This is a genomic window from Pseudoduganella buxea (assembly GCF_009720835.1).
Taxonomy (GTDB): domain Bacteria; phylum Pseudomonadota; class Gammaproteobacteria; order Burkholderiales; family Burkholderiaceae_D; genus Rugamonas; species Rugamonas buxea.
Window position 1 is genome coordinate 1 of sequence record NZ_WNKZ01000032.1, and the last position, 23,776, is coordinate 23,776.

Consider the following 23,776-nt stretch of genomic DNA (forward strand, 5'->3'; position numbering starts at 1 on the left):
GCCAGCACGGCGCACGCGATCGCCGCCAGTGCCGCCGCGACGCCGCCGTCGCTGCCGCCCAGTTCGTACCACGGCAGGGCCGGGCCCGCCGTCGCGGTACCGGCTGCCAGCAGGCCGGCCAGCACGGAGGAGGGCATCGAACCGCGGCGGAAACCGGAATAAGCAAGCGTGCGGCAGGCTGCGCGAAGTTTCATTTGTTGCCCCTGATAAATCTGAATTCCAACGACCTTAACTGAAGAGACCGTGCCGGGTTTTGGCCTGGATCAATTGCGGCAGGCCGCGCACGGCGGCGCCGCTTGGCTTATAATTGAGGGTTGCCCCTTATTTGTTGCCGTTGCCGACCGTCCCCGGGATGGCCCGGCGGGGCTGCCATCCAGGAAATTCCAGTGACTTACAGTATCAAAGAGATGTTTTACACCCTGCAGGGCGAAGGCGCCCATGCCGGCCGGCCCGCGGTGTTCTGCCGTTTTTCCGGCTGCAACCTGTGGACGGGCCGCGAAAGCGACCGCGCCGATGCCATTTGCCGGTTCTGCGACACGGATTTCGTCGGCACGGACGGCGAAGGCGGTGGTAAATTCGCCACGCCCGCGCTGCTGGCCGCCGCCATCGACGGCCTGTGGCCCAGCTCCTATACCGCCAGCAAGTACGTCGTCTTCACGGGCGGCGAGCCGCTGCTGCAACTCGATGCCCCGCTGATCGACGCGATGCACGCGGCCGGCTTCACGATCGCCATCGAGACCAACGGCACCATTGCCGTGCCGCCCGGCGTCGACTGGATCTGCGTCAGCCCGAAGGTGGGCTCGAAGCTCGTCGTCGGCAAGGGTAATGAACTGAAAGTCGTCATCCCGCAGCTGGGCCAGGACCTGGCGGACTACGAAGCCCTCGACTTCGACAATTTCTTCGTCCAGCCCATGGATGGCCCGCTGGCCGCGTTCAATACGACGCTGGCCATCGACACGTGCAAGGCCAATCCGAAATGGAAGCTGAGCCTGCAGACCCACAAGCTGCTGAACATTCCCTGAATTTTTTCGACTTTACCGACTTCCCCATGCTGACCATTACCCGCAAGCTCGAATTCGACGCCGGCCACCGCATTCCCGACCATAAAAGCCAGTGCCGCAACCTGCATGGCCACCGCTACACGCTGGAGATCACCCTGACGGGCGAAGTCATCACGGCCGAAGGCAACTCCGACAACGGCATGATCATGGACTTCTCCGACGTCAAGGCCATCGCCAAGGAGCACCTGGTCGACGTGTGGGACCACGCCTTCCTCGTCTACGACAAGGATATCGCCGTCAAGGAGTTCCTGGCCTCGCTGCCGAACCACAAGACCGTCGTCATCGACCGCATTCCCACCGTCGAGAACCTGGCCGCCGTCGCCTTCGGCATCCTGAAGGCGGCCTTCAAGGACCGCTACGGCACCGGCCTGCACCTGCACAAGCTGGTGCTGCACGAAACGCCGAACTGCTGGGCCGAGATCCTTGAAGACTGAGGCAGCGGCGGCGACGGCGGTACAACCCGCGCCGGAGGACTTCATGCGCATCGCGCTGGCCGAGGCGCAGCGCGCCTGGGACCTGGGCGAGGTGCCCGTGGGCGCCGTCGTCGTCAAGGACGGCGTCGTCATCGCCACGGGCTTCAACCAGCCCATCGCTGGACACGATCCCACCGCCCATGCGGAAATCGTCGCGCTGCGGGCCGCCGCCCGGGCCCTGGGCAATTACCGGCTGCCCGGCTGCGAGCTGTACGTGACCCTGGAGCCGTGCGTGATGTGCTCGGGCGCGATGATGCACGCGCGCCTGGCCCGCGTCGTCTACGGCGCGCGCGACCCGAAGACGGGCGCCGCCGGCTCTGTCGTCAACCTGTATGAATCGGGCCAGCTGAACCACCACACCGAGGCCGTCGGCGGCGTGCTGGCCGACGAGTGCGGCGAGCTGCTGCGGGGCTTCTTCGCGGCCCGCCGCGCCGCCGCTCGTGCCGCACGGCTGCAGGCCGACACCGGACAGCCTTGATCGGCACCCGCGGCGGGCGGTAAGATGGGACTCCACCATCTACCGCCGGAACCACGTTGAGCACCGCAACTCCCCCTACCAAGATTGGCATCGCCATCGCCGCCCCGGGCGGCTACGCACTGGATGACGCGCTGCTGGCGCGCGGCATCGCGCGCCTGGAACAGCAGGGCTGCACGGTCCATAATTATTACGACAGCGCCTTGAAGCACCAGCGCTTCGCTGGCACCGATGCCGGACGCCTGGCGCAGCTGGAAGCGGCCGCGCGCGACCCCGACGTGCAGGTCGTGGTCGCGCTGCGGGGGCAGTACGGCCTGTCGCGCATCCTGCCCCGCATCGATTTTCATGCCATGGCCGACAGCGGCAAGCTGTTCGTCGGCTACAGCGATTTCACGGCCTTCAATTTCGGCCTGATGCGCGCCACGGGCCGCAAGAGCTTCGCCGGCCCGATGATGTGCGACGATTTCATCCGTGACGAACCGGTGCAGTACACCCTGGACCAGTTCTGGGACTGCCTGCGCGGCCCCAGCCACCGCGTACGCGGGGAGGGGGAGGGCAACCCGCATATCGACGTCACCGGTCCCCTGTGGGGCGGCAACCTGGCGATGGTGGCGCACCTGGCCGGCACGCCGTATTTTCCCCGCATGGAAGGCGGCATCCTGTTCCTGGAGGACGTCAACGAGCACCCGTACCGGGTCGAGCGGATGCTGCTGCAACTGCTTTACGCCGGTGCGCTCGACGGCCAGCGCGCCATCGTGCTGGGCGACTTCTCCGGCTACCGGCTGGCGCCCACGGACAACGGCTACGACTTCGATGCCATGGTGGGCTACCTGCGCGAGACCTTGCCGGTTCCCGTGCTGACCGGACTGCCGTTCGGCCACGTGCGCCACCGCTGCACCTTGCCCTTCGGCGGCACGGCCCACCTGGTCTCCGATACCGCCGGCTTCGACCTGACGGTGACGGACTACCCCACCCTGGCCAACCCGCACCTGTAATGAAGGCTGCCGCGCCGCCCAGCTATTACCGGGCCACGGCGGCCGGCGACACGTACGCGCCGCTGGCGGGCGACGCCGTTGCGGACGTGTGCATCGTCGGCGCCGGCTTCGCGGGCCTGGGCACGGCGATGTCGCTGCTCGAACGGGGCGCGCGCGATATTGTCGTTCTCGAAGGCGATACGGTCGGCCACGGCGCGTCGGGGCGCAACGGCGGCTTCGTCTTCGGCGGCTTCTCGCTGGCCGAACCGGCCCTGCTGCGCGCGGCCGGGGCGGAGCAGGGACGCCAGCTGTACCGCGCCACCCTGGATGCCGTCGCCCTGATCCGCGCACGCATCGCACACCATGGCATCGACTGCGACGCAGTCCATGCCGGTGTGTACCTGGCCGACTGGTTCGGCGATGGCGCCCTCGATGCCCGCCGCCGGTTCATGCTCGACCATCTAGGCGTGGACTGGACCGGTGTGAGCCGCGCCGACTTCGAAGGTATCGCCCGCACGGACCGCTATCGCGGCGCCCTGTTCGAAGCGAACGCCTTTCATTTTCACCCGCTGAAGTACGCGCAGGGGCTGGCCCGCGTGCTGGCGGCAGGCGGCGTGCGGCTGCACGAGCACAGCCGGGTCGTCGCCGTGGAGGGCAGCGACGCCCTGGGCTGGCGCGTGGTGACGGCCGACGGCAGCGTGCGGGCCCGGCATGTCGTGCTGTGCGGCGGCGGCTACCTGGGCCGGCTGTACGGCCGCCTGGCGCGGGCCACCTTGCCGGTGGCGACCTATGTGATGGTCACCGAGCCGCTCGGCGAGCGCCTGCAGGAAGCGCTGACGACACGGGCCGCCATCTACGACACCCGCTTCGCCTTCGACTACTACCGCCCGCTGCCGGAGGGGCGGCTGCTGTGGGGCGGGCGCATCTCCGTGCGTGACCGCGCGAGCAGCGATGTGGCGCGGCTGCTGTACCGGGACATGCTGCGCGTGTATCCGCAGTTGGCCGGCACGCGGGTCGACTACGCGTGGAGCGGCATGATGAGCTACGGCCGCCACCAGATGCCGCAGATGGGTAGGCTGCCCGAGGGCCCGTGGTTCGGCAGCGGCTTCGGCGGCCATGGCGTGGCGCCCACCACCTTGTGCGGCGAGCTGCTGGCGGCCGGTGTGCTGGGCGACACGGCCGCGCTGCGCGCCTTTGCGCGCTGGGGCCTGGCCCATGTGGGCGGGCCGCTCGGGCTGGGGGCGGCGCAGCTGTCGTACTGGGCCAGGATCGCGCAGGACATGATCCGCGAACGGCTCGGGCGCCAGGGCGGTGGCGGGCTGTAAGACGGGGCGAAGAATGGTAAAATGCCCGGTTACTTGCATACCTCCGTTTTAAGGGCTCATCAGTGCTATCCACCGCTAACATCACCATGCAGTTCGGCGCCAAGCCGCTGTTCGAGAATATTTCCGTCAAATTCGGCGACGGCAACCGCTACGGCCTGATCGGCGCCAACGGCTGCGGCAAGTCGACGTTCATGAAGATCCTCGGCGGCGACCTGGAGCCGTCGGCCGGCAACGTCATGCTCGACGTGAACGAGCGCCTGGGCAAGCTGCGCCAGGACCAGTTCGCGTACGAGGAAATGCGCGTGCTCGACGTGGTCATGATGGGCCACACCGAGATGTGGGCCGCGATGGCCGAGCGCGACGCCATCTACGCCAATCCGGAAGCGACCGACGACGACTACATGAAGGCCGCCGAGCTGGAAGGCAAGGTCTCCGAATACGACGGCTATACGGCCGAAGCCCGCGCGGGCGAACTGCTGCTGGGCGCCGGTGTCGACATCGAACTGCACCACGGCCCGATGAGCGCCGTGGCGCCAGGCTGGAAGCTGCGCGTGCTGCTGGCCCAGGCCCTGTTCTCGAACCCTGACATCCTGCTGCTGGACGAGCCGACCAACAACCTGGACATCAACACCATCCGCTGGCTGGAAGACGTGCTCAATCAGCGCAATTCCACGATGATCATCATCTCGCACGATCGTCACTTCCTGAATCAGGTCTGCACCCACGTGGCCGACATGGACTACGGCACCCTGAAGATCTATCCGGGCAATTACGACGACTACATGCTCGCCTCGACGCAGGCGCGCAACCAGCAGCTGTCGAACAATGCCAAGGCCAAGGAAAAGGTCGCCGAGCTGCAGGACTTCGTGCGCCGCTTCTCGGCCAACAAATCGAAGGCGCGCCAGGCCACGTCGCGCGCCAAGATGATCGACAAGATCAAGGTCGAGGACATCAAGCCTTCGTCGCGCGCCTACCCGTTCGTTCGCTTCGACGGCGAGAAGAAGCTGCACCGCCTGGCCGTGGAAGTGGAAAACATCTCCAAGACCTACGACAAGACCCTGTTCAAGAACTTCTCGATCATGGTCGAGGCGGGCGAGCGCATCGCCATCATCGGCGCCAACGGCGCCGGCAAGACGACCATGCTGCGCTGTATCGCCGGCGAGATCGCCAACCTGCAGCCGGACACGGGCCGCGTCAAGTGGGCCGAGAACGCCAACGTCGGCTACATGCCGCAGGATCCGACCGAGGAATTCGCGTCCGACGCCACCCTGACGGACTGGATGGGCAACTGGACGAAAGAGGGCGACGACGACCAGGCCGTGCGCTCCATCCTGGGCCGCCTGCTGTTCGGCGGCGACGAGGTGAAGAAGTCCGTGCGCGTGCTGTCCGGTGGCGAAAAGGGTCGCATGATGTACGGCAAGCTGATGCTGGGCCGTCACAACGTGCTGCTGCTGGACGAGCCGACCAACCACATGGACATGGAATCGATCGAGTCCCTGAACATCGCACTCGACAAGTATGCCGGCACCCTGATCTTCGTTTCGCACGACCGCGAGTTCGTCTCGTCGCTGGCGAACCGCGTCATCGAGATCAAGGAAAACGAAGTCGTCGACTTCCGCGGCAACTATGAAGAGTACCTGACCAGCCAGGGCATCGATTAAGGAGAACCTTAGTGTCTGCCATCGCCATTCCCATCAAGACCGTCGAGTATGAAATGCCCGTGCTGGAAGATAACCAGCAGGGCGGCAGCTGTGTCGCCCACGCGTGGGCACGCACGCCGGCCCCCGTGCCGGCCGATGAAAAGATCCTGCTGAAGGAACGCATCCGCACCTTGCTGCGCGAGCGCGAAGCCGTGCTGGTGGCCCATTACTACGTCGATGGCGACCTGCAGGACCTGGCCGAGGAAACCGGTGGCTGCGTCTCCGACTCGCTCGAGATGGCCCGCTTCGGGCGCGACCATCCGGCCAAGACCCTGGTGGTCGCGGGCGTGAAGTTCATGGGCGAGACGTCGAAGATCCTCAGTCCTGAAAAGACCGTGCTGATGCCGGACCTGGACGCCACCTGTTCGCTCGACCTGGGCTGCCCGCCCGACGAATTCGCGGCCTTCTGCGACCAGCATCCGGACCGCACCGTCGTCGTCTACGCCAACACCAGCGCGGCCGTGAAGGCGCGCGCCGACTGGATGGTGACGTCGTCGATCGGCCTGGACATCGTCCAGCACCTGCACGAGCAGGGCAAGAAGATCCTGTGGGCGCCGGACAAGCACCTGGGCTCCTACATCCAGAAGAAGACGGGCGCCGACATGCTGCTGTGGCAGGGCTCCTGCCTGGTGCACGACGAATTCAAGGGCGTGGAACTGGACCTGCTGAAGGCCGAGTACCCGCAGGCGAAGGTGCTGGTTCACCCGGAGTCGCCCGCCAACGTGGTGGCCCAGGCGGACGTCGTCGGCTCGACGTCGCAGCTGATCGCCGCGGCCGTCAGCATGGACGCCGACACCTTCATCGTCGCCACCGACAACGGCATCCTGCACAAGATGCGCAATGCCGCCCCGGGCAAGACCTTCATCGAGGCGCCGACGGCCGGGAACAGCGCCACGTGCAAGAGCTGCGCGCACTGCCCGTGGATGGCGATGAACGGCCTGCGCAACCTGGTCGACGTGCTGGAAAACATGAGCAACGAAATCCACGTCGACCCGGAAGTGGGTCGCCAGGCGCAGCGCTCGATCAACCGCATGCTCGATTTCGCGGCCGCGAAAAAAGCCAGGGTGGCCCCGGGCGCCGACCTGGCCCAGGAAGCGAAACTGTTCTCCGGCATCGGCCCGGCCTGATAAAAACACAACAGGAACATCATGAGTACCTTGCTCAATCCCTTCGCGCCCTTCGATGCGGCGCTGAAGCAGGCCTACGAATCGAACCTGCTGGCGGCGCTGCTGGAAGACGTCGGCAGCGGCGACCTGACGGGCCAGCTCGTGCCCGAGGCGGGCCGCGCCACGGCGCGCGTCATCGTGCGCGAGGAAGCCGTGCTGTGCGGCGCCCCCTGGTTCGAAGGCATCATGCACGCGCTCGATCCGGGCATCGGCATCGAATGGCATTACGCCGAAGGCGACGTGATGACGGCCGATTCGCCCGTCTGCACGATGGTGGGCCCGGCCCGCGCCATCCTGACGGCCGAGCGCTCGGCGCTGAACTTCATGCAGCTGCTGTCGGGCGTGGCCACGGCCACGCGCCGCTATGTCGACGCCATCGCCGGCACGACGGCCTCGATCCTCGACACGCGCAAGACCCTGCCGGGCCTGCGCCTGGCGCAGAAATACGCCGTGCGCGTGGGCGGCGGCAAGAACCAGCGCCTGGCCCTGTACGACGGCATCCTGATCAAGGAAAACCACATCGCTGCCGCCGGCGGCATCACGCCCGCGCTGGCGTCGGCCAAGCGCGTCGGCGCCACCGCCGGTGGCCAGGTAACGATCCAGGTCGAAGTGGAAACGCTCGAGCAGCTGGACGAAGCGCTCGCCGTCGGCGCCACGTCGATCCTGCTGGATAACTTCACCCTGGAAAACATGCGCGCCGCCGTGCACGTCAACCGGGGCAGGGCGCTGCTGGAAGCGTCGGGCGGCGTCAACTTCGACACCGTCCGTGCAATTGCCGAAACGGGCGTGCACCGCATCTCCATCGGCGCGCTGACGAAGGACGTGCGCGCCACGGACTTTTCGCTACGCATCGTCGGCCGCGCACTGGCCTGATCGCCACCGCCAATGCGGTGTCAGGCACCTGGTTGAAGCAAAAAAGGCCACCCGCGAGGGTGGCCTTTTGCATTGTAGCAGCGGCGCGCGGGCGCCGCGTGAGGGCATCAATCGCCGGCGTAGATGTCGCGGTCCTTGGTCTCCTTGATGAAGATGGCGCCGATGACGAGCGTGATCAGGGCGATCACGATGGGGTACCACAGGCCGTAGTAGATGTCGCCCTTGAAGGCCACCAGCGCGAAGACGGTGGTGGGCAACAGGCCCCCGAACCAGCCGTTACCGATGTGATACGGCAGCGACATCGACGTGTAGCGGATCTTGGTGGGGAACATCTCGACCAGCATGGCCGCGATGGGGCCGTACACCATCGTCACGTACAGCACGAGGATGAACAGCAGCAGCACCATCATCGGCTTGTTGATCTGGTCCGGATCGGCCTTGGCCGGGTAGCCCGCTTCCTTGATGGCGGCGCCCACTTCCTTCTTGAAGGCCGCTTCCCTGTCCTTGCTGGCCTTGTCGAAGTTCAGGTTATCCGGCGTCATGACGGCGTTGAAGGACGTGACCTCCTTGCCGCCCACCATGATCTTCGCGACCGTGCCGGCCGGCGCATCCTGGCGGGTGTAGTTGACGGAGGCGGAGGACAGGGCCGACGTGGCGATGTCGCAGGACGATGGGAACTTCTTCTGGCCCGTCAGGTTGAACTGGAAATTGCACGAGGCGGGATCGGCGACGACGACGACGGGCGAATTCTGCAGCGCCGCTTCCAGCGCGGGGTTGCCGTAGTGGGTCAGGCCCTTGAACAGGGGGAAGTAGGTCGCCGCGGCGATCAGGCAGCCGCCCAGGATGATCCACTTGCGGCCCACGCGGTCCGACAGGGCGCCGAAGAAGATGAAGAAGGGCGTGGCCAGCAGCAGCGCGATGGCGATCAGGATATTGGCCGTGGCCAGTTCGATCTTCAGGGTCTGCTGCATGAAGAACAGGGCGTAGAACTGGCCCGTGTACCACACGACGGCCTGGCCCATCGTCAGGCCGACCAGGGCCAGGATGACGATCTTCAGGTTCTTCCACTGGCCGAAGGCTTCCGACAGGGGTGCTTTCGACGTCTTGCCCTCGGCCTTCATCTTGGCGAAGGCCGGCGACTCCTGCATCGACATGCGGATCCACACCGACACGCCCAGGAGCAGCACGGAGACGAGGAAGGGAATGCGCCAGCCCCAGGCCGCGAATTCTTCCTCGCCGACGGCCAGGCGCGTGCCCAGGATCACCAGCAGCGACATGAACAGGCCCATCGTCGCCGTGGTCTGGATCCACGACGTGAACAGGCCCCGCTTGCCGTGCGGCGCGTGCTCGGCCACGTAGGTCGCGGCACCGCCGTATTCACCGCCCAGCGCCAGGCCTTGCAGGATACGCAGGGTGACGAGGATGATCGGCGCGGCCACGCCGATCGACGCGTGGCTCGGCAGCAGACCGACGATGAAGGTCGACAGGCCCATGATCAGGATCGTCACGAGGAAGGTGTATTTTCGGCCGATCATGTCGCCAAGTCGGCCGAACACGATGGCGCCGAACGGGCGCACGATGAAGCCGGCGGCGAAGGCCAGCAGCGCGAAGATGAAGGTGATGGTGGGGTCGCCGATGAAGAACTGCTTGGCGATGATCGACGCCAGCGCGCCGTACAGATAGAAGTCGTACCACTCGAATACGGTGCCGAGCGAGGAGGCGAAGATGACCTTGCGCTCCTCCTTCGTCATCGGCGTCGCCTTGCCGTCGCCCTTGCCCCCCAGGTTCCGCGGGTCCGCGGTGCCAGATGTTATAGCCATGTTTTTTGTCTCCGTTATGGGAACGCGCGCGCGTTCCGGATCGTTGGATTGCCATCCGGGTGGTCCCGGTTATGAAGTTGGCATGATCGACTGTGCGCGCCGAAACTTACGCGATTCTTTCACGAAACTTACACGAAACTTACATGTCGGGAGCCGCCCAGGAAGAATGTGAACGACCGTGCTTAAACCCTTCGCCTTGTGCTATGCTCGAACGAGAACATCACACCAACAAGGAGGAGACACTCATGCTTGATGCCGTCATCGTTTCGACCGCCCGTACCGCCCTGGCCAAATCGTGGAAGGGCGCCTTCAATATGACCCATGGCGCCACCCTCGGCGGCCACGCGCTGGCCGCCGCCATCTCCCGCGCCGGGCTGGAGCCGGGCGAAGTGGAGGATGTGCTGATCGGTTGCGCCAATCCGGAAGGCGCCACCGGCGGCAATATCGCCCGCCAGATCGCCATCCGCGCCGGCTGCCCCGTCACTACCGCCGGCATGACGATCAACCGCTTCTGTTCTTCCGGCCTGCAGACCATCGCCACCGCCGCCCAGCGCATCATCGCGGGCGAAGGCGACATCTATGCCGCCGGCGGCGTCGAATCGATCTCCTGCGTGCAGCAGGAAATGAACATGCACATGTACCGCGAGCTGTGGCTGCGCGAGCACAAGCCGGAAATCTACCTGCCGATGCTGCAGACGGCCGAAATCGTCGCGAAACGCTACGGCATCAAGAAGGACCGCCAGGACGAATACGGCGCCCGTAGCCAGCAGCGTGCCGCCGCCGCGCAGGCCGCCGGCCTGTTCGACGCCGAGATCGCGCCGATGACGACCGTGATGGGCGTGGCCGACAAAACCACCGGCAAGCTGGGCACGCGCGAAGTGACTGTATCCGCCGACGAAGGCATCCGCGCCGACACGACGCTCGAAGCGGTCAGCAAGATCCGCACGGCACTGCCGGGCGGTGTCGTCAGCGCCGGCAACGCCAGCCAGTTCTCCGACGGCGCCTCGGTCGCCATCGTCATGAGCGCGCAGGCCGCCGCCGCCAAGGGCCTGCAACCGCTGGGCATCTTCCGCGGCTTCGCCGTGGCCGGCTGCGAGCCGGACGAGATGGGCATCGGCCCCGTCTACGCCGTGCCCAAGCTGCTGAAGAAGGCCGGCCTGACGGTCGACGACATCGGCCTGTGGGAACTGAACGAAGCCTTTGCCGTGCAGGTGCTGTACTGCGCCGATAAACTGGGCATCCCGATGGACCGGCTGAACGTGAACGGCGGTGCGATTGCCGTGGGCCACCCGTACGGCGTGTCGGGCGCGCGGCTGACGGGCCACGCCCTGCTGGAAGGCAAGCGCCGCGGCGTCAAGTATGTCGTCGTCACCATGTGCATCGGCGGCGGCCAGGGCGCGGCCGGCCTGTTCGAAGTCGTATAAGAAATTCCATAAAAATAGAGAAGGAGACGCAGTGATCAAGCATATCGTGATGTGGAAGCTGAAGGACGAGGCGGAAGGGGCGGACCGCGCCACCAACGCCCGCAAGATGAAGGAACTGCTGGATGCCTGCGCGGACATCGTGCCGGGCATCCTGAAGCTGGAAGTGGCATTGGCCGACCCTGCGCTGGAAGCGACCTACGACGTCGTGCTGTACTCCGAGTTCGCCGACAAGGCCGCGCTGGACGCCTACCAGGTGCACCCGCAACACGCCGCACTGAAGCCCTTCTTCGCCGCCGTGCGTGAAGGCCGCCAATGCATGGACTACGAGGTGCAATGATGGCGACCGTCCGCACCACGCAGCAGTTGTTCGACCTGGCCGGCAAGACGGCCCTGGTCACGGGCGGTTCGCGCGGCCTGGGCCTGCAGATGGCCCTGGCACTGGGCGAGCAGGGCGCAACCGTCGTCATCAGCGCGCGCAAGCAGAACGAACTCGATGAGGCGCTGGCGGCACTGAGCGCGCAAGGCATCGCGGCCCACGCCGTCGCCATCGACCTGGCCGCCGACGGTGCGCCGGAGCAGCTGGCGCAAGCGGCCATCGACAAGCTTGGCCATATCGATATCCTCGTCAACAACGCCGGCGCCAGCTGGGGCGCGCCGGCCGAGGACATGCCGGCGGAGGCATGGGACAAGGTGATGAACCTGAACATGCGCAGTGTCTTCCTGCTGTGCCAGGCCGTGGCGAAGCGTTCGATGATCCCCCGTGGCCAGGGCCGCATCATCAATATCGCGTCCATCGCCGGCCTGGCCGGCAACCCGCCGGGCACGATGAAGACCATTGCCTACAACACGTCCAAGGGCGCGCTGGTGAACTTCACCCGCGCCCTGGCCGGCGAGTGGGGCGCGCACGGCATCAATGTCAACGCCCTCGCGCCGGGCTTCTTCCCGTCGAAGATGAGCGCCGGCGTGCTGCAGGCCATGGGCGACAAGCTGATGGCAGAAGCGCCCCTGGGCCGCCTGGGCAGCGACGAGGACCTGAAGGGTGCCGTCGTGCTGTTCGCCTCCGATGCGGGGCGCCATATCACGGGCCAGATCCTGGCTGTCGACGGCGGCGTTTCCGCCGTCTGATTACCTGAACAATCAAAGGAAAACATCGATGACGACTACATTCAAACGCATGGTACTGGCCTCGCGGCCGCAGGCTGAAGTCACGCCGGACAATTTCCGCCTCGAGACGGTGGAAGTGCCGGCCCTGCAGGACGGCCAGGTCCTGGTGCGCAACCACTACCTGTCGCTGGACCCGTACATGCGCGGGCGCATGAGCGACGCCAAGAGCTATGCCGCGCCGCAGCCGCTGGACGAGACGATGATCGGCGGTACCGTCGGCCAGGTGGTGGAATCGAAGCACCCGAAATATGCCGCCGGCGACTTCGTCGTCGGCATGGCCGGCTGGACGGAACTGGCCGTCTCCGACGGCAGCGACATGCGCAAGATCGACACGACGCATATTCCCCTGTCGGCCTACCTGGGCCCCGTCGGCATGCCCGGCATGACGGCCTGGTATGGCTTCACGCAGATCATGCAGGCCAAGGAGGGCGAAACCATCTGCGTGTCGGCCGCCAGCGGCGCCGTCGGCAGCGTCGTCGGCCAGCTGGCCAAGCTGAAGGGCTGCCGCGCCATCGGCATCGCCGGCGGCAAGGATAAATGCGACTACGTGGTCGAGGAACTGGGCTTCGACGCCTGCATCGACTACAAGGCCGGCAACCTGCGCGCCGACCTGAAGGCGGCGGCACCGAAAGGCATCGACGCCATCTTCGAGAACGTGGGCGGCGAAGTGTTCGATGCCGCGCTGGCCCGCACCAATGCGTTTGCCCGCATCGCCCTGTGCGGCATGATCGCCGGCTACAACGGCGAGGATATCCCGCTGCGCAACGTGCGCCAGCTGCTGACCAACCGCATCACCCTGCGCGGCTTCATCGTCAGCGAGCACATGGAACTGTGGCCGCAGGGCCTGCAGGAACTGGGCACGCTGGTCGCCACGGGCAAGCTGAAATACCGCGAGTCCATCGCCGAAGGGCTGGAGGGAGCGCCGGATGCCTTTATCGGCCTGCTCAAGGGCCGCAACTTCGGCAAGCAGCTGGTCAAGCTGATCTGAGCTGAACGAGGACGGTCTACAATGCGTGTTTTCGACAGCGGAATCGATGCAATGAGCAGCACCACCACCATTCGTTTCGGCGACTGGGCCACCCTGGGCGCGCAGGCCACCGCCATCCGTACGGAAGTGTTCGTGCGGGAGCAGGGCGTGCCGGCCGAACTGGAAATGGACGACAAGGACGCCGTCTGCCTGCACGCCATTGCCTATGACGGCGACGGCGTGCCGGTGGGGACGGGGCGCCTGCTGCCGGACGGGCATATCGGCCGCATGGCCGTGCTGGCCCGGGCCCGCGGCACGGGCGTCGGCGGCGCGCTGCTGCAAGGCCTGATGGCCCAGGCCCGCACGCGCGGCCACGCGGCCGTCGAACTGTCGGCGCAAACCCACGCGGCGCCGTTCTATACGGCGCACGGCTTTACCCTCGTTGGCGAGGAGTTCGTCGAGGCGGGCATCCCGCACGTCGACATGCGGCACGGTTTCTGACGCGCCTGGCCGGGCTCTACAAGGGCCCGGCCAGCGTTTCGCAGCGCTCCCTCAGAAACCCGTGCAACTGCCGCACGGCCGGTGAAAACTGGCGCCGGTGCGGGCAGATCATCTGCAGCGGCGCCGGCTCGCCCGGCTGCTGCGGCAGCACCACGATCAGGCGCCCGGCCAGCACGTCGGCGCGCACGTCCAGCCACGATTTATAGGCGATCCCTTCGCCTGCCAAGGCCCAGCGCCTCACCACATCGGCATCGTCGCAGGCCAGAGCGCCTTTCACGTGTACGGTCGCCTTGCCCTTGGTCGTCGGGAATACCCACTTGTCGTACAGCCTTCCCGCCATCTGCCACAGCAGGCAGGAATGATTTTTCAATTCCTCCAGCGATCGGGGCATGCCGCATTGTTCGATGTAAGCCGGGGCCGCCACCAGCACGCGGCGGTTTTCCGGGGCCAGCGGCAGGGCGATGAAGCTGGCGTCCACCATGGCGCCGTAGCGCAGCGCCACGTCGACGGGGTCGCGGAATACGTCCGTCACCTGGTCCGACAGTTGCAGCCGCATGTCCAGCCGGGGGTGGGCGCGGCGGAATTCGCCCAGCCAAGGCAGCAGCACGTTGCGGCCCAGGTCCGACGGCGCGGCGATGAACAGGGTGCCGCTCAAGGCTTCGTCGTCCCGGCGCAGTTCGTCCCGGCCAGCGTGCAGCAGGTCGATGACGTCGCGCGCATACGGGAGGTAGCGTTCGCCTTCGTCCGTCAGGCGCAGGCTGCGGGTGGAGCGGGCGAACAGGCGGATGTCCAGGTCCCGTTCCAGCCTCTGGATGGCGGCGCTGACCTGGCCGGGCAGCAGGTTGGCGTCGCGCGCGGCCTTGCTGAAGCTGCCGCAGGCGGCAGTGCGTACGAACAGTGCAAGATCCTCGAAGCGGACCATTTTCACTCGCGCAGTGAAAGTGCTGCTCGATTACCCGTCTGTGCAAGGACCGCGCCGGGCCATATCATCCTGCCATCTCCACTCATTCTCGAAGGACTCATCATGAAAGCCATAGTCTACACGCAACACGGTTTGCCCATCGACCAAGCCGACGCGCTGCACGCGATGGACTTGCCGGCGCCCGTGCCGGGACCGCGCGACCTGCTGGTGCAGGTGCACGCCGTCGCCGTCAATCCGGTCGACACGAAGGTGCGCCTGGGCGCGGCCGTGACGGCGCCGCGCGTGCTGGGCTGGGATGCGGCCGGTGTCGTCGTGGCCGTCGGTGCCGACGTCACGGCCTTCAAGCCGGGCGACGCGGTGTACTACGCCGGCTCCTTGCTGCGCCCCGGCTCGTACAGCGAACTCCATCTCGTCGACGAGCGCATCGCCGGCCACAAACCCGCCACCTTGGACTTCGCCGACGCGGCAGCGTTGCCGCTGACTTCCCTGACGGCGTGGGAGCTGCTGTTCGACCGGCTGAAGGTGCCCGAGGGCGGCGGTGCCGGCAAGTCGCTGCTGATCGTCGGCGCCTCGGGCGGCGTCGGCTCGATCCTGACGCAGCTGGCCGCCAGACTGACGGGCCTGACGGTGATCGGCACGGCCTCGCGCCAGGAAACCCGCGAATGGGTGCAGGCACTCGGTGCCCACCACGTGATCGACCATGCGCAGCCGATGGCGCCGCAACTGGCCGCGCTGGGCTTTACCGGCGTCGATATCGTCATCAGCCTGACGCACACGGACCAGCACTACGCCGATATCGTCGAAAGCCTGGCACCGCAGGGCCAGTTCGCGCTGATCGACGATCCCGCCACCCTGGATGCCGTGCCCTTGAAGCGCAAGAGCATCTCGCTGCACTGGGAGCTGATGTTTACGCGCTCGATGTACGAGACGCCCGACATGGTGCGCCAACGCGAGATCCTCGACCGCGTGGCGCAACTGGTCGACAGTGGCGTGCTGAAAACCACGGTGGGCGAGAACTTCGGCGCCATCACGGCGGAGAACCTGCGCCGCGCCCATGCCGTCATCGAATCGAACAAGGCACGCGGCAAGATCGTGCTGGCCGGCTTTTAAGGGGATCGCGATGAGACGACTCACTTCCCTGGCCGCGGCCCTGTCCATCGCACTGGGCGCGGCCGTGCCGGCATCGGCCGCCGAACTGGAAAGGGTGGCCGAATTCACCGGCGCGATGCCCACCGGCGTGACCGTTACCGAGACGGGCCGCATTTTCGTCAACTTCCCCCGCTGGGGCGACGACGTGCCCTACACGGTGGCCGAACTGAAGGCCGGCAGGCCGGTGGCGTATCCGGACGCCGCCTTCAACCGCGCCGATGCACGCGATCCCAAGCGCGGCCTGATCAGCGTGCAGAGCGTCGTGGCCGACGGCCAGGGCCGCGTGTGGCTGCTCGATACGGCCGCACCGAAGTTCGCCGCCCCGCTGCCGGGCGGGCCGAAGCTGGTGGCGGTCGACTTGAAGACGAACAAGGTGGTCAAGACGGTCGTGTTCCCGGCCGACGTGATCCTGCCAACCACCTACGTCAACGACATGCGCTTCGATTTGCGCACTGGTGCGGGCGTGGCCTATGTCACCGATTCCTCGCTGTCGGGCCCGGGCGCCATCATCGTGCTGGACCTGGCCTCGGGCAAGGCCGTCCGGCGCCTGAGCGGACATCGCAGCACGTCGGCCGACGCTGGCTTCGCGCCGGTCGTGGAAGGCAAGCCATTGCAGCAGCGGGGAGCGGACGGCAAGACGGCGCCGTTCAAGGTGGCGTCGGACGGCATCGCGTTGTCGCCGGACGGCCAGACGCTGTACTATTCGGCACTGTCGAGCAGGCGACTGTTCGCCGTCCCGACGCGGTTGCTGCGCGACCCTGCCATCACGGAAGCGGAACTGGCCGCGGCCGTGCGCGACCTGGGCGAGAAGGGCGCGTCGGACGGGCTGGAAGCGGACGCGCGCGGCAATGTCTACGGCGGCGACTACGAGCACAATGCGCTGCGGCGCCTGACGCCCGGCGGCACGTGGCAGACCATCGCGCAGGGGCCGGAGCTGCTGTGGCCGGACACCTTGTCGGTCGGCCCGGACGGCTACCTGTACGTGGTCGCCAACCAGCTGCACCGCCAGGCCAACTTCAACGGCGGGCGCGACCTGCGCGTCAAGCCGTATCGCCTGCTGCGCGTGAAGATCGACGCGGCGCCGGCGCCGACACGCTGAATCAAAACCATCACTGCAAAGGATAGCCCATGAATATCGTCGAGAAAGCGGCCCAGCGCCACACCGTCAAGGCCTTCGACCCGGAGCGCAAGGTGCCCGATGAAATCGTCGCCCAGTTGCGCCTGCTGCTGCGCCTGGCCCCGTCGTCCGTCAATTCGCAGCCCTGGCACTTCGTCATCGCCGCCACCGACGAAGGCAAGGAAAAGATCGTCCGCAGCGCCGAGGCGGGCTTCGCCTACAACGTGCCGAAGATCCGCCAGGCCTCGCACGTGATCGTGCTGGCCACCCGCACGACGGCCGACGAGGCCTACCTGGACATGCTGCTGGCCCAGGAAGAACGGGACGGGCGCTTCGTCAACGCGGCGGCAAAGCAGTCCGGCCGCGGTGCACGCACCTTGTTCACGGACATCCACCGCTACAACCTGAAGGACGTGCAGCAGTGGTATGAGAAGCAGACCTACCTGGCCCTGGGCACCTTGCTGCTGGGCGCGGCCACCCTGGACGTGGGCGCCACGCCGATGGAAGGCTTCAACGCCGAAGTGCTGGACAGGGAACTGGGATTGCGCGAGAAGGGCTACAGCGCCACCGTCATCGTCTCGCTGGGTTACAGCAGCGGCGAGGACTTCAACGCCAGGCTGCCCAAGTCGCGGCTGCCGGATGAGGTGGTGTTTACCGACATCTGACGGCACGCCGCCAATTCGGGGTCGATTCGGTGGCAGCTGCCTACTCCACCGCCACCTCATGCAGCTCGGCCGGTGCCTGGGCGTACAGCTTGACGACGGTGGAAGTGCGGGTGCCGTAATCGGGCGATTCGATCTTCACGGCCGACAGCACGCGCTCCCGTTCGATGGACACGCCCGTCTCGGGCAGGCGCTGGTCGGGCGCGCGGGTGGTGTCGGCCAGCATTTCGAAATAGGCGTCTTCCGGCGCGCCCAGGCACAGCAGGCTGGCGAACTGTGCCTTCGTGCGCAGCACTTTCGGCCACGGCGAATCGAGCAGGGCGTTCGACAGGCCGTAGATGCCCGGCGCCAGCGGCTGGCCGTTGCGTGCGTCCGCGTCGCCCCGGTTGGAGAACCATACCAGCTCGGCACCGTCGCACAGCACCAGGTTGAAACCGTTGTAGGCACCGGCGCCGGCGCGGATCTGCTCGACATATTCGCGTGCGCTCATTTCGCCGGCCAGGAAGTTCGACACCAGCATGCCGCGCGATGGCGCGTCGGGATTGAAGTCCTGTGGCGCGCGGATGTTCGTGATGGCCGCGAAGCGGGATGGCGCCTTGCCTTCCTGCGGTTCGGCGGCCAGGGTGCCGTCCGTGCAGCGGGCCCGCAGCGGCGAGATATTGGCCGGGTAGGCGTCCAGCGGGCCGTCCGGGCGGGTGATGCCCATCCAGCTGCCGCCGGCCTTCAGGTCGCGGCCGGCCACGATGCGGGGATTTTCCTCCCACGGCGCGGCCGGCGCGCTGGCGCGGGCGAAGTATTCGTCGCGGTTGGCGGCGGCAATGAGGGGTACGCCCGGCACCACTTGCCAGGCAAAGACGATAAGGCACATCAGGCGAGATCCGTGAATACTTCAATATGGCGGGGGCTGGCCAGCAGTGCCGTGATGCCGGTGCCGGCAAAGGCCCGCTCGACTGCCTCGCCGAACGCTTCGCCCGTGCGCGGATAGACTTCCATCCACGTCTGCAGGCCGTCCTTGCTGCCGGGGCGGCGCTTCAGTTGTCCCGCGACGCCGTGCTCGCCGGCGAGCGACTGCTGCAGGGCCAGGATGCGCTCGCGCAGCACCGGCGCGTCCGCGTCGCGCACCTTGTAATAGATATACAAGTCCGCCTGTTCCATCACACGTCGAGCTTGTCCAGCACGTAGGGCAGGGGCAGGAACTGCAAGGCCGGGCCTTGCGCCGAAGCGGCATGGACGACGCCTGCTTCCAGCGCGTCGAGCTTCATCTCGACCAGCGCGTCGACGCCGCCGGCACCGTTCGGCGCGGCGTTGACGACCATGCCGCAAGGCTGGTCCGGGTCAGCCGGCGTGAACACCTCGGTGCCCGCCGTCACGGCAGGATCGGCGATCGACACCAGCGCCGTGCGGCGTTTCAGCTTGCCCAGGTACTGGCTGCGCGCGACGATCTCCTGGCCCGGGTAGCAGCCCTTCTTGAAGCTGACGCCGCCCAGCAGCTCCAGGTTTACCATCTGCGGCACGAACTGCTCCTGCGTGGCGGCAGTGATGACGGGCACGCCCGCGTGAATGTCGGACAGGCGCCAGGCCTGGTTACCCGTCACCGTCAGGCGGTCCGCCAGTTCCGCGGCAACCGTCGCCACCGTCTCCGGGCTGGCCAGCCACAGGTAGCGCGGGGCGCCGAAGGCGTCGGCCACGCGCAGTATCGTGCCCAGCGGATGGTCCAGCTTCGTGTAAGGTGCTTCCGGCAGCGCGTCGAACCAGGTGCGCAGCACGGCCTCGCCGAAGCCGCCGCCCACGCCGAGAACAACGCGCTCGTCGGACGCATCGCGGGCCTTGGTCTGGGCCCGCAGCACGAACATCTGCAAACGCTTCTGCACGGCCGGCTGGATGTCGCGGGCCAGTTGCAGGTAGACGGATTCGTCATCACGCCACATCAGGAAGCTGGCCAGCAGCCGGCCCTTGGGCGAGCAGTAGCCGGCCAGGCGCACGTCCTGCGGCCCCAGGTGCTCGACATCGTTGGTCAGCTGGGAGTGCAGGAAGGTGGCCGATTGCGGGCCCGTGAAGGCGATCAGGCCCAGGTCGGTGATGACGCTGACGAAGCCCACCGCCAGCGCGGTGGGGGTGGCCGATTCTTGTTGCGGCGACAGGAGTTGATTCCAGGTGTTCATAAATTTGGATACTTTGGCCATGAAAGCATTATCATTACGGGCTCATTATAAAGATCCCGCGCCAAACGCGCCGGGCGCGCCGCAAAACGGCCGGCCCCTGGCGTCTCCCGGAGCGTAACCTGCTGGACTGCACGAAGACGATGGCACTGATAACAAGAACGATAGCACTGGGCGTGCTGGCCGCCTGCGCGGCCGGAGGCGGCTTCGCCTGGTGGGCCCAGGCCCCGATCACGGCGGCGGGCGAGCCGATCCCCTTCACCATCAGCAAAGGCAGCGGTGCCCATGCGGCCGGCCAGCAGATCGCCGGTGCCGGCGTGCCGATGCAGCCCTTGCTGTTCAACGTGCTGGCCCGGGCCACGGGCAAGAGCGGGCGCCTGAAGGCCGGCTCCTACGAACTCAAGCCAGGCACGACGCCGCTGCGCCTGATCGACCAGCTGGTGCGGGGCGAATACGCCCAGGAGACCCTGACGATCATCGAAGGCTGGACCTTCCGCCAGATGCGCCAGGCCATTGCCGCCCACAAGGGCCTGAAGCACGACACAGTCGGCCTGTCCGACCGCGAGCTGATGACCAGGCTCGATACCGAATACAAGGACGCGGAAGGGCTGTTCTTCCCCGATACCTACCTGTTCGCCAAAGGCTCGTCGGAGCTGCAGATCTACAAGCAGGCCCACACGGCCATGATGCAGCACCTGACGGCCGCCTGGGAAAAGCGCGCGCCGGACCTGCCGTACACGACGCCCTACCAGGCCCTGACGATGGCCTCCATCGTCGAGAAGGAAACGGGCCAGAAGTCCGAGCGGGCCATGATCGCGGCCGTGTTCGTGAACCGGCTCAAGCTGGGCATGATGCTGCAGACCGACCCCACCGTCATCTACGGCATCGGCGAGAAGTTCGACGGCAATATCCGCAAGAAGGACCTGGAGACGGACACGCCGTACAATACCTATATGCGTACCGGCCTGCCGCCGACGCCGATCGCCCTGCCGGGCCTGCAGTCGCTGGCGGCGGCAATGATGCCGGCCCGTTCGAACGCGCTGTATTTCGTCGCCCGCGGCAACGGCACCAGCCAGTTTTCAGACAATCTGACCGACCATAACCGGGCGGTCAACCAGTACCAGAGACAATGACTTCACGCGGCAAATTCATCACCTTCGAAGGCATCGACGGTGCCGGCAAGTCCACCCATATCCGCTACTGCGCCGACCTGATCGCCGCCAGCGGGGTGGAGCTCGTCAGCACGCGCGAACCGGGCGGCACGCCCCTGGGCGAAAAGCTGCGCGAACTGATCCTGCATGAAGCGATGCACCTGGAAACGGAAGCGCTGCTGGTGTTCGCCAGCCGGCGCGAACATATCGCCCAGCTGATCGAGCCGGCCCTGGCGCGAGGTGCCTGGGTCATCTCCGACCGTTTCACCGATGCCAGCTTTGCCTACCAGGGCGGCGGGCGCGGGCTGGAGCTGGTCAAGATCGACACGCTGGCCAACTGGGTCCACCCCGAGCTGTCGCCGGACCTGACCATCCTGTTCGACGTGCCGCTGGACGTGGCGCGGGCCCGGCTCGACGCCACCCGCGAACTGGACCGCTTCGAGCAGGAAAAGGCCGATTTCTTCCTGGCGGCCCGCAACGAGTACCTGCGCCGTGCCGCCGCCGAGCCGGCGCGCTTTCGCGTGATCGACTCGAGCCAGAGCATCGACGCCATCCGCGTCGAGCTCGACGCCATCGTGGCCGCGCTGCTGGCCGGGGCGGCATGAGCGGCGCGGTGGAGACGGCGATGCGCCCGGACGTGTATCCATGGCAGCAGGGCGCGTGGGGCCAGCTGCAGCTGCTGCGCCAGCGCCTGCCGCACGCCATCCTGTTCCATGGCGCGGCCGGCATCGGCAAGGCCGACTTCATCGAGCATTTCGCCCAGGGCCTGCTGTGCGAGAACGTGCGCGCGGACGGCCATGCCTGTGGCGCCTGCCCGTCCTGCGGCTGGTTCGTGCAGGGCAGCCACCCGGACTACCGGCGCATCCGCCCGGAAGCGTTCGAGGACGAACCGGGCGAAGGCGAGGAGGGCGAGGACAAGAAGAGCAAGACCAAGCCGTCGAAGGAAATCAAGATCGAGCAGGTGCGCGCGCTGACCGACTTCATGAACATCTCGACGCACCGGCAGGGCCTGCGCGTGGTGGTGCTGTATCCGGCGGAGGCGCTGAACATGCCGGCCTCGAACGCGCTGCTGAAGACCCTGGAGGAGCCGCCGCCGGGTACCGTGTTCCTGCTGGCCTCGAACAGCCTGGACCGGCTGTTGCCGACGATCCTGTCGCGCTGCCGCAAGTTCGCCCTGCCGCTGCCGGCCCATGCCGAGGCGCTGGCCTGGCTGCAGGCCCAGGGCGTGGCCGATGCCGACAGCTGGCTGCGCGAGCAGGGCGGGGCGCCGCTGGCGGCGCTGGCCCAGTCCGAGGCCGGCAACCGCGACGAGATCGACGCGCTGCTGCAGTACCTGGCCCATCCCGGCGTGGAAGGGGCGCTGCGCACGGCCGACAAGCTGCAGAAGGTGCCCCTGTCGTCGCTGGTGGCATGGCAGCAGCGCTGGCTGTACGACGTGTTTTCCTGCAAGTTGACGGGCAACATCCGGTATTATCCCCGTTATGGCCGCGAGCTCAAGGCGCTGGCCGAGAAGGTCCACGTCAGCCGGCTGCTGGCCGCCATCAAGGGCACGGCCGAGCGGCGCGCCACGGCGGACCACCCGCTGTCGCCAAAGCTGTTCATCGAGGACATGCTGCTGGACTATACCTCTTGCTGTGCCTGAACCTGCCGCCCTGCCTGAAAGGATGTCCATGAGCGCTGGCCCCGATCCGCATACCGTGCCGGGCGCACCGCCCCCGGGCCTGGCCCGGCCGACGGTGCTGTCGCTGGCGATCCGGGAAAAGGCGGCCCTGTACGCGGCCTACATGCCCTTCCTGAAGAACGGCGGCATTTTCGTGCCGACCCAGAAGGCCTATAAGGTCGGCGACGAAATCTACCTGATTTTGACGCTGATGGACGACGGCACGAAATATCCCATCGCCGGCAAGGTGGTGTGGATCACGCCGGCCGGGGCCCACAACAACAAGGCGCAGGGCATCGGTGTCCATTTCCCGGACGACGAGACGGGCCAGCGCACCCGTGCCCGCATCGAGGAAATCCTCGGCGCGGCCCTGCGTTCCTCGCGCGCCACCCACACCCTCTGATCACCGCCACATGTCTCATAGTCACATGTCCCACAGCCGCACCGCATACGTTCACCGCATCGCCACCCTCGACGACCTGCCGACCATCGTCGCCATCTACAACAGCACCATCGCCTCGCGCGAAGTGACGGCCGATACCGAGCCCGTGTCGGTCGACTCGCGGCTGAACTGGTTCCACGAGCACCAGCCGGAACGGCGGCCCCTGTGGGTGATCGAGGCGGCCGGCGACATATCGGAAAAGCCGGCCATCCTGGGCTGGATCTCGTACTCGAACTTCTACGGCCGCCCGGCGTATTCCGGCACGGCCGAGGTGTCGATCTATATCGACGAAGCATGGCGCGGCAAGGGCATCGGCCGCTACGCGCTGACGGAAGCCATCGCCCACGCCCCGAAGATCGCCGTCCACACGGTGCTGGGTTTCATCTTCGGCCACAACGGCGCCAGCCTGGCCCTGTTCAGGAAGTTCGGCTTCGAACAGTGGGCCAATTTCCCCAAGGTGGCCAACCTGGACGGCGTCGAGCGCGACCTGATCATCCTCGGCAAGCGCGTGGCGTAGGGCGATGGAAGACCGGCGAAAAACCGGAGACAGTCCCCTGTTTTAAAGCAATAGTTGCCAGAAAAATGGGGTCT

The 23,776-nt window shown here is 66.7% G+C and carries 27 protein-coding genes; 21 read left to right on the plus strand and 6 right to left on the minus strand.

The window, feature by feature from the left end; genetic code table 11:
- Positions 1 to 194: hypothetical protein (locus GM672_RS12645; protein WP_155470890.1), on the minus strand; the 194-nt coding region annotated here is incomplete at its 3' end.
- A 192-nt stretch (positions 195 to 386) separates the two neighbouring features.
- Here GM672_RS12645 and queE point away from each other — a divergent pair.
- The 8 genes from queE to nadC all read left to right on the plus strand — a co-directional run bounded on the left by queE (position 387) and on the right by nadC (position 8,047).
- On the plus strand, positions 387 to 1,022 hold the full coding sequence (queE, locus tag GM672_RS12650; protein ID WP_170300043.1) for a 7-carboxy-7-deazaguanine synthase: 636 nt from the start codon (positions 387 to 389) through the stop codon (positions 1,020 to 1,022).
- Positions 1,023 to 1,048: 26 nt separating this feature from the next.
- A complete protein-coding gene (queD, locus tag GM672_RS12655; RefSeq protein ID WP_155470891.1) occupies positions 1,049 to 1,495 on the plus strand; it encodes a 6-carboxytetrahydropterin synthase QueD in 447 nt (148 codons plus the stop codon).
- Positions 1,496 to 1,538: 43 nt separating this feature from the next.
- Positions 1,539 to 2,012: a tRNA adenosine(34) deaminase TadA gene (gene tadA / locus GM672_RS12660; RefSeq protein ID WP_155470942.1), complete on the plus strand. Its 474-nt coding sequence runs from the start codon at positions 1,539 to 1,541 to the stop codon at positions 2,010 to 2,012.
- 56 nt (positions 2,013 to 2,068) lie between these two features.
- Complete coding sequence (gene ldcA, locus GM672_RS12665) at positions 2,069 to 3,004, plus strand: muramoyltetrapeptide carboxypeptidase (RefSeq protein ID WP_155470892.1); 936 nt, start codon at positions 2,069 to 2,071, stop codon at positions 3,002 to 3,004.
- Positions 3,004 to 4,308 carry an NAD(P)/FAD-dependent oxidoreductase gene (locus GM672_RS12670; protein ID WP_155470893.1) on the plus strand — a complete coding sequence of 435 codons (1,305 nt, stop codon included), beginning with the start codon at positions 3,004 to 3,006 and terminating at the stop codon, positions 4,306 to 4,308. The genes ldcA and GM672_RS12670 overlap by 1 nt, the downstream gene beginning before the upstream one ends.
- 62 nt (positions 4,309 to 4,370) lie before the next feature.
- The gene (locus tag GM672_RS12675; protein ID WP_170300044.1) at positions 4,371 to 5,969 is read left to right on the plus strand and encodes an ABC-F family ATPase; all 1,599 of its coding nucleotides are present in this window, start codon (positions 4,371 to 4,373) and stop codon (positions 5,967 to 5,969) included.
- 53 nt (positions 5,970 to 6,022) lie between these two features.
- Positions 6,023 to 7,135 (plus strand): quinolinate synthase NadA, encoded by a 1,113-nt coding sequence (gene nadA, locus GM672_RS12680; protein ID WP_155470944.1) that lies wholly within the window; start codon positions 6,023 to 6,025, stop codon positions 7,133 to 7,135.
- Positions 7,136 to 7,156: 21 nt separating this feature from the next.
- Positions 7,157 to 8,047: a carboxylating nicotinate-nucleotide diphosphorylase gene (gene nadC / locus GM672_RS12685; RefSeq protein ID WP_155470894.1), complete on the plus strand. Its 891-nt coding sequence runs from the start codon at positions 7,157 to 7,159 to the stop codon at positions 8,045 to 8,047.
- Between the two features lie 107 nt (positions 8,048 to 8,154).
- Here nadC and GM672_RS12690 read toward each other — a convergent pair whose 3' ends face one another.
- Entirely contained in the window at positions 8,155 to 9,867 is a 1,713-nt protein-coding gene (locus tag GM672_RS12690) for an MFS transporter (protein WP_155470895.1), read from the minus strand.
- 245 nt (positions 9,868 to 10,112) lie between these two features.
- Between GM672_RS12690 and GM672_RS12695 the strand changes: the two genes are divergently transcribed.
- From GM672_RS12695 to GM672_RS12715, 5 genes are read left to right on the plus strand one after another with little or no spacing between them, the layout of a single operon-like run.
- Entirely contained in the window at positions 10,113 to 11,291 is a 1,179-nt protein-coding gene (locus GM672_RS12695) for an acetyl-CoA C-acyltransferase (RefSeq protein WP_155470896.1), read from the plus strand.
- A gap of 31 nt (positions 11,292 to 11,322) precedes the next feature.
- Positions 11,323 to 11,628, plus strand: a complete 306-nt coding sequence (locus GM672_RS12700) for a Dabb family protein (RefSeq protein WP_170300045.1) — start codon at positions 11,323 to 11,325, stop codon at positions 11,626 to 11,628.
- On the plus strand, positions 11,628 to 12,416 hold the full coding sequence (locus tag GM672_RS12705; RefSeq protein WP_155470945.1) for an SDR family oxidoreductase: 789 nt from the start codon (positions 11,628 to 11,630) through the stop codon (positions 12,414 to 12,416). The genes GM672_RS12700 and GM672_RS12705 overlap by 1 nt, the downstream gene beginning before the upstream one ends.
- Before the next feature lie 28 nt (positions 12,417 to 12,444).
- Positions 12,445 to 13,443 carry an NADPH-dependent curcumin/dihydrocurcumin reductase gene (gene curA / locus GM672_RS12710; protein ID WP_155470898.1) on the plus strand — a complete coding sequence of 333 codons (999 nt, stop codon included), beginning with the start codon at positions 12,445 to 12,447 and terminating at the stop codon, positions 13,441 to 13,443.
- 51 nt (positions 13,444 to 13,494) lie between these two features.
- Positions 13,495 to 13,923 carry a GNAT family N-acetyltransferase gene (locus GM672_RS12715; protein WP_155470899.1) on the plus strand — a complete coding sequence of 143 codons (429 nt, stop codon included), beginning with the start codon at positions 13,495 to 13,497 and terminating at the stop codon, positions 13,921 to 13,923.
- Positions 13,924 to 13,939: 16 nt separating this feature from the next.
- Here the strand turns inward: GM672_RS12715 and GM672_RS12720 are convergent, their stop codons facing one another.
- Positions 13,940 to 14,845 carry a LysR family transcriptional regulator gene (locus GM672_RS12720; RefSeq protein ID WP_155470900.1) on the minus strand — a complete coding sequence of 302 codons (906 nt, stop codon included), beginning with the start codon at positions 14,843 to 14,845 and terminating at the stop codon, positions 13,940 to 13,942.
- Between the two features lie 102 nt (positions 14,846 to 14,947).
- On the opposite strand from GM672_RS12720, the gene GM672_RS12725 reads away from it, so the two are divergent.
- The 3 genes from GM672_RS12725 to nfsB are packed head-to-tail and all read left to right on the plus strand — an operon-like array spanning position 14,948 to position 17,776.
- Positions 14,948 to 15,955 (plus strand): zinc-binding alcohol dehydrogenase family protein, encoded by a 1,008-nt coding sequence (locus GM672_RS12725; RefSeq protein WP_155470901.1) that lies wholly within the window; start codon positions 14,948 to 14,950, stop codon positions 15,953 to 15,955.
- A gap of 10 nt (positions 15,956 to 15,965) precedes the next feature.
- Positions 15,966 to 17,093, plus strand: a complete 1,128-nt coding sequence (locus GM672_RS12730; RefSeq protein WP_155470902.1) for an L-dopachrome tautomerase-related protein — start codon at positions 15,966 to 15,968, stop codon at positions 17,091 to 17,093.
- A gap of 29 nt (positions 17,094 to 17,122) precedes the next feature.
- Positions 17,123 to 17,776, plus strand: coding sequence for an oxygen-insensitive NAD(P)H nitroreductase (gene nfsB / locus GM672_RS12735; protein WP_155470903.1), 654 nt, complete (start codon positions 17,123 to 17,125; stop codon positions 17,774 to 17,776).
- Positions 17,777 to 17,816: 40 nt separating this feature from the next.
- On the opposite strand, the gene GM672_RS12740 is transcribed toward nfsB, so the two are convergent.
- From GM672_RS12740 to ygfZ, 3 genes are read right to left on the minus strand one after another with little or no spacing between them, the layout of a single operon-like run.
- On the minus strand, positions 17,817 to 18,641 hold the full coding sequence (locus GM672_RS12740; RefSeq protein ID WP_155470904.1) for an NRDE family protein: 825 nt from the start codon (positions 18,639 to 18,641) through the stop codon (positions 17,817 to 17,819).
- A complete protein-coding gene (locus GM672_RS12745; RefSeq protein WP_155470905.1) occupies positions 18,641 to 18,928 on the minus strand; it encodes a DUF4936 family protein in 288 nt (95 codons plus the stop codon). The genes GM672_RS12740 and GM672_RS12745 overlap by 1 nt, the downstream gene beginning before the upstream one ends.
- Complete coding sequence (gene ygfZ / locus GM672_RS12750) at positions 18,928 to 19,935, minus strand: CAF17-like 4Fe-4S cluster assembly/insertion protein YgfZ (RefSeq protein WP_155470906.1); 1,008 nt, start codon at positions 19,933 to 19,935, stop codon at positions 18,928 to 18,930. The genes GM672_RS12745 and ygfZ overlap by 1 nt, the downstream gene beginning before the upstream one ends.
- A 140-nt stretch (positions 19,936 to 20,075) precedes the next feature.
- Between ygfZ and mltG the strand changes: the two genes are divergently transcribed.
- The 5 genes from mltG to GM672_RS12775 are packed head-to-tail and all read left to right on the plus strand — an operon-like array spanning position 20,076 to position 23,702.
- Positions 20,076 to 21,065 (plus strand): endolytic transglycosylase MltG, encoded by a 990-nt coding sequence (gene mltG / locus GM672_RS12755; RefSeq protein ID WP_155470907.1) that lies wholly within the window; start codon positions 20,076 to 20,078, stop codon positions 21,063 to 21,065.
- Positions 21,062 to 21,688 (plus strand): dTMP kinase, encoded by a 627-nt coding sequence (tmk, locus tag GM672_RS12760; protein WP_155470908.1) that lies wholly within the window; start codon positions 21,062 to 21,064, stop codon positions 21,686 to 21,688. Before mltG ends, tmk begins: the two co-directional genes overlap by 4 nt.
- A 20-nt stretch (positions 21,689 to 21,708) precedes the next feature.
- Complete coding sequence (locus tag GM672_RS12765) at positions 21,709 to 22,725, plus strand: DNA polymerase III subunit delta' (RefSeq protein WP_155470946.1); 1,017 nt, start codon at positions 21,709 to 21,711, stop codon at positions 22,723 to 22,725.
- 28 nt (positions 22,726 to 22,753) lie between these two features.
- Positions 22,754 to 23,146: a PilZ domain-containing protein gene (locus GM672_RS12770; RefSeq protein ID WP_155470909.1), complete on the plus strand. Its 393-nt coding sequence runs from the start codon at positions 22,754 to 22,756 to the stop codon at positions 23,144 to 23,146.
- Positions 23,147 to 23,171: 25 nt separating this feature from the next.
- Positions 23,172 to 23,702: a GNAT family N-acetyltransferase gene (locus GM672_RS12775; RefSeq protein WP_155470910.1), complete on the plus strand. Its 531-nt coding sequence runs from the start codon at positions 23,172 to 23,174 to the stop codon at positions 23,700 to 23,702.
- The last annotated feature ends 74 nt before the right edge of the window (positions 23,703 to 23,776 follow it).

What these genes read in the sequence shown, in the direction of transcription:
- tadA (WP_155470942.1), top strand. Translation starts at nt 1,539, where the DNA reads ATGCGCATCGCGCTGGCCGAGGCGCAGCGCGCCTGGGACCTGGGCGAG.
- queD (WP_155470891.1), top strand. Translation starts at nt 1,049, where the DNA reads ATGCTGACCATTACCCGCAAGCTCGAATTCGACGCCGGCCACCGCATT.
- GM672_RS12705 (WP_155470945.1), top strand. Translation starts at nt 11,628, where the DNA reads ATGGCGACCGTCCGCACCACGCAGCAGTTGTTCGACCTGGCCGGCAAG.
- tmk (WP_155470908.1), top strand. Translation starts at nt 21,062, where the DNA reads ATGACTTCACGCGGCAAATTCATCACCTTCGAAGGCATCGACGGTGCC.
- GM672_RS12670 (WP_155470893.1), top strand. Translation starts at nt 3,004, where the DNA reads ATGAAGGCTGCCGCGCCGCCCAGCTATTACCGGGCCACGGCGGCCGGC.
- curA (WP_155470898.1), top strand. Translation starts at nt 12,445, where the DNA reads ATGACGACTACATTCAAACGCATGGTACTGGCCTCGCGGCCGCAGGCT.
- mltG (WP_155470907.1), top strand. Translation starts at nt 20,076, where the DNA reads ATGGCACTGATAACAAGAACGATAGCACTGGGCGTGCTGGCCGCCTGC.
- GM672_RS12775 (WP_155470910.1), top strand. Translation starts at nt 23,172, where the DNA reads ATGTCCCACAGCCGCACCGCATACGTTCACCGCATCGCCACCCTCGAC.
- GM672_RS12770 (WP_155470909.1), top strand. Translation starts at nt 22,754, where the DNA reads ATGAGCGCTGGCCCCGATCCGCATACCGTGCCGGGCGCACCGCCCCCG.
- GM672_RS12695 (WP_155470896.1), top strand. Translation starts at nt 10,113, where the DNA reads ATGCTTGATGCCGTCATCGTTTCGACCGCCCGTACCGCCCTGGCCAAA.
- GM672_RS12725 (WP_155470901.1), top strand. Translation starts at nt 14,948, where the DNA reads ATGAAAGCCATAGTCTACACGCAACACGGTTTGCCCATCGACCAAGCC.
- GM672_RS12730 (WP_155470902.1), top strand. Translation starts at nt 15,966, where the DNA reads ATGAGACGACTCACTTCCCTGGCCGCGGCCCTGTCCATCGCACTGGGC.
- GM672_RS12690 (WP_155470895.1), bottom strand. Translation starts at nt 9,867, where the DNA reads ATGGCTATAACATCTGGCACCGCGGACCCGCGGAACCTGGGGGGCAAG.
- GM672_RS12740 (WP_155470904.1), bottom strand. Translation starts at nt 18,641, where the DNA reads ATGTGCCTTATCGTCTTTGCCTGGCAAGTGGTGCCGGGCGTACCCCTC.
- nfsB (WP_155470903.1), top strand. Translation starts at nt 17,123, where the DNA reads ATGAATATCGTCGAGAAAGCGGCCCAGCGCCACACCGTCAAGGCCTTC.
- GM672_RS12715 (WP_155470899.1), top strand. Translation starts at nt 13,495, where the DNA reads ATGAGCAGCACCACCACCATTCGTTTCGGCGACTGGGCCACCCTGGGC.
- ygfZ (WP_155470906.1), bottom strand. Translation starts at nt 19,935, where the DNA reads ATGAACACCTGGAATCAACTCCTGTCGCCGCAACAAGAATCGGCCACC.
- nadA (WP_155470944.1), top strand. Translation starts at nt 6,023, where the DNA reads ATGCCCGTGCTGGAAGATAACCAGCAGGGCGGCAGCTGTGTCGCCCAC.
- nadC (WP_155470894.1), top strand. Translation starts at nt 7,157, where the DNA reads ATGAGTACCTTGCTCAATCCCTTCGCGCCCTTCGATGCGGCGCTGAAG.
- GM672_RS12745 (WP_155470905.1), bottom strand. Translation starts at nt 18,928, where the DNA reads ATGGAACAGGCGGACTTGTATATCTATTACAAGGTGCGCGACGCGGAC.
- GM672_RS12765 (WP_155470946.1), top strand. Translation starts at nt 21,709, where the DNA reads ATGCGCCCGGACGTGTATCCATGGCAGCAGGGCGCGTGGGGCCAGCTG.
- GM672_RS12720 (WP_155470900.1), bottom strand. Translation starts at nt 14,845, where the DNA reads ATGGTCCGCTTCGAGGATCTTGCACTGTTCGTACGCACTGCCGCCTGC.